The following is a 2738-nucleotide window of genomic DNA, read 5'->3' as shown; positions in this document are numbered from 1 at the left end:
CCCCCCGGCCCCCCCCACTCTGTCGGGGGGGGGGGGGGGGGGCCGCGCCCGCCCCCACCCCTAAGCCATCCCTTTTACCCGGTCGGCTACTGGCTTGGCCGGCCGGGTCTTTCTACACATCTGACGGAGAACGACATGCGCGACATCGGCATCGGTCTGATCGGCACCGGCTTCATGGGTCATGCCCATGCCCAGGCCTTCCATCACGCGGCGAGCAGCTTCGCGCTCCCGGTCCGCCCGCGGCGGGTGGCCCTGGCCGACGCCGATCCGGAGCGCGCCGCTCGCTGCGCCGACGCCTGGGGCTTCACCCGCAGCTGCGATTGGGAAAGCCTGATCGCCGATCCCCAGGTCGAGCTGGTGGCCATCACCACCCCCAATCTGCTGCACGCGCCCATGGCCCTGGCGGCCCTGGCGGCGGGCAAGGCGGTCTATTGCGAAAAGCCCCTGGCGGTGAGCCTGGAGGAGGCGACGCGGATGCGCGACGCCGCGCGCCAGGCCGGGGTGGTCAACCGGGTCGGCTACAACTACCTGCAGAATCCCATGCTCAAGCAGGCGCGCGAGCTGATCGACAGCGGCGAACTGGGCGAGATCGTCAGCTTCAGCGGCGAATTCAGCGAAGACTTCATGGGCGATCCCCAGGGGCCCTTCACCTGGCGCTGCGAGACCCGCCAGGCCGGCGGCGCCCTGGCCGATCTGGGCAGCCATATCCTGTCGCTGGTGCGCTTCCTGCTCGGCCCGGTGGCGGCGCTCTGCGCCGATCTGCACACCGCCCATGGCCAGCGGCCCCACCAGGGCGGCACCCGGACGGTGGAGATCGACGACCAGGCCCATCTGCTGCTGCGTTTCGCCAGTGGCGCCCGCGGCACCCTGACCACCAGCTGGCTCAAGCACGGGCGCAAGAATCGCCTGGCCTTCGAGGTCTGCGGCACCCGCGGCACCCTCAGCTTCGACCAGGAGCGGCTCAATGAACTGCGCCTCTACCAGGTCGGCGACCGTCCGGGCCTGGCCGGTTTCCGTACCCTGCTGGCCGGTCCGCACCTGCCGGACTACGCCGCCTTCTGCCCGGCCCCCGGCCACCAGCTCGGCTACAACGAACTCAAGACCCTGGAGGTCCGCTCGCTGCTGGAAGCCCTGGGTGGCAACCCCGGGCATACCGGTGTCGACTTCCAGGAGGCCTGGGAAGTGGAGCGCCTGGCCCAGGCCGCGCGCCAGTCGGCGCAGGAGGAGCGCTGGGTCAGGCTCTAGTCTGGGGTAGGATGCTGGGATCATCCCGCGCGAGGACTGTCCCTCTTCCATGACCACACTCTCCGGCGACGGCCTCACCCCGGTCCGGCGCATGAAGCTCATCGCGCTGCTGCTGCTGTTCCTGGCGGCGGCGCTCTACTGTCTGGCCACCGCCCTGGCGGCCAGCCATCCGGCCTGGGGCTATGCCGCCGCCTTCGCCGAGGCGGCCATGGTCGGGGCCATCGCCGACTGGTTCGCGGTGACCGCGCTGTTCCGCCATCCGCTGGGCCTGCCAATTCCCCACACCGCCATCATTCCGCGCAACAAGGCCGGAGTCGGGCGCAAGCTGTCGGACTTCATCTGCCTGCACTTCCTCGCCACGCCCCAGGTGCTGGCCAAGCTGGAGGAACTGGACGCCGCCGGGCGCCTGGCCGGCTGGTTGCGCCAGCCGGACAACGCCGCCGCGGTGGCCAGCCAGGCCACCGGTGTCGCCCGCTATTCCCTGGAAGCCCTGCGCGAAGTGCGGGTGCAGGCCTTCATCCGGCGAGTGGCGGTGGAGCGGCTGCAGCGCCTGGACGTGGCGGCGCTGTCCGGCGAACTGCTCGACATGCTGACCGCCGACGGTCGCCACCAGGCGGTGCTCGACGAGGTGCTGCAGGAGATCGATCGCCTGCTGCAGGACGAAGACACCCAGGCGCTGATCGCCCGCACCATCGGTGGCGAGCTGCGTACCCTCAAGTATCTGGGCCTGGACGAGCGCGTCGGACGCTGGTCGGCGATCAAGGTGGTGCAGGCGGTGTCGCGCCTGATCGGCGAGATCAGCCATGACCGCGAGCACGAGTTGCGCCGGCACTTCGATGGCTATCTGGTCGGCTTCATCGAGCGCCTCAAGGAGGACCCGGCCTTTCGCCTGCGCGGCGAACAACTGCGCGACCGGCTGCTGGAACACCCGGCGCTGGCGGGTTATCTGCAGGAGCTGTGGGACCAGCTGGTGAACTGGCTGCAAGCGGATCTTGCCGCGCCGGATTCGCGCATCCGCCGGCGCCTGGGTCGGCTGCTGGCCGAGCTGGGCGACACCCTGAGTCGCGACGAAGCCATGCGACGCTGGATCAACGAGCAGCTGATGGCCGTGGCGCCGCCCTTCATCGACCGCAACCGCCAGCGCATTGGCGACTACATCGCCGCCCGCGTGGCCGCCTGGGACACCGACGAGCTGGTCCAGCAACTGGAACAGAGCGTCGGCAAGGACCTGCAGTTCATCCGCATCAACGGCACCCTGGTGGGCGGCCTGGTGGGGCTGGTGCTGCATGCCCTGACGCAGTGGTTGGGGCCGGGGTAGGGCAGGAGGCCCTCCGGAACACACGTGGAAAAGGCTGCGCCGTTTTCCACCCTACCGCTGCATGCTCTGACAGTGTGGTCGGGGTCGGGGTCGGGGCCGGGGTAGGGGCCGGGGTAGGGGCTCGATCGCGGCCCAGGGCCCCCGCCACATTTTAACCAGGGCCGGGTTGGGCGGG

The 2738-nt window shown here is 70.2% G+C and carries 2 protein-coding genes; both read left to right on the top strand.

Translation table 11 applies throughout. The features are described 5' to 3' along the window. Positions 1-135: 135 nt before the first annotated feature. A complete protein-coding gene (locus tag QMX82_RS25540) occupies positions 136-1245 on the top strand; it encodes a Gfo/Idh/MocA family protein (RefSeq protein ID WP_282288769.1) in 1110 nt (369 codons plus the stop codon). 49 nt (positions 1246-1294) lie between these two features. Next, positions 1295-2563: a DUF445 domain-containing protein gene (locus QMX82_RS25535; protein ID WP_208693765.1), complete on the top strand. Its 1269-nt coding sequence runs from the start codon at positions 1295-1297 to the stop codon at positions 2561-2563. Positions 2564-2738: the final 175 nt, after the last annotated feature.

The organism is Pseudomonas sp. PS02302, from assembly GCF_029959585.1.
GTDB classification, from domain to species: Bacteria; Pseudomonadota; Gammaproteobacteria; order Pseudomonadales; family Pseudomonadaceae; genus Chryseomonas; species Chryseomonas aestiva.
The sequence above is the reverse complement of the archived record's forward strand: the minus strand, read 5'-3'. Positions and strand labels throughout refer to the sequence as shown.

Bases quoted from the DNA above. Each gene is read 5' to 3' on its own strand.
- QMX82_RS25540 (WP_282288769.1), top strand. From the start codon at position 136: ATGCGCGACATCGGCATCGGTCTGATCGGCACCGGCTTCATGGGTCAT.
- QMX82_RS25535 (WP_208693765.1), top strand. From the start codon at position 1,295: ATGACCACACTCTCCGGCGACGGCCTCACCCCGGTCCGGCGCATGAAG.